Source organism: Mesorhizobium sp. M8A.F.Ca.ET.161.01.1.1 (assembly GCF_004792105.1).
Taxonomy (GTDB): Bacteria; Pseudomonadota; Alphaproteobacteria; order Rhizobiales; family Rhizobiaceae; genus Mesorhizobium.
In genome coordinates, this window is record NZ_SRTD01000073.1 from 1 (window position 1) to 448 (window position 448).

The following is a 448-nucleotide window of genomic DNA, read 5'->3' on the forward strand; positions in this document are numbered from 1 at the left end:
CGGCGATGTGCGGTTTTGCGGACCAGGCGCATTTCACCCGGCATTTCAAGGCGCGCACCGGCATTACCCCGGGCCAGTTTCGCATGGGGTGATGCCGGCACACGCATTCCTGTGTGACGTCACTTTCGTACAAGACCGGTGGATGTCTTACGCGTAATCGCTCTCCTGAAAGGGAGAAAGCGATGTCGATATGGGATAAAAGGACGGAATTCGTCGCGGGATTACGGGCCGCCGCGCCATTGCTCGTGGCCATGGTGCCGATCGGCGTCGTGTTTGGCGCGGTCGCCATCGGCAAGGGCCTGTCGCCGCTCGAAGCCTCGCTGATGTCGCTGCTGGTCTTCGCCGGCGGCTCGCAATTCGTGGCGATGGACTTATGGACCCATCCGGCTAGCTGGAGCGCGCTCGGCTTTGCGGCGCTGCTCGTCAATCTGCGCCACGTGCTGATGAG

2 protein-coding genes are annotated in these 448 nt (G+C 62.3%); both read left to right on the top strand.

Annotated elements, in window-relative coordinates:
- On the top strand, positions 1 to 92 hold a 92-nt coding region (locus EN804_RS34645), incomplete at its 5' end, for a helix-turn-helix domain-containing protein (protein ID WP_135922306.1).
- A 90-nt stretch (positions 93 to 182) separates the two neighbouring features.
- On the top strand, positions 183 to 448 hold a 266-nt coding region (locus tag EN804_RS34650), incomplete at its 3' end, for an AzlC family ABC transporter permease (RefSeq protein WP_189602150.1).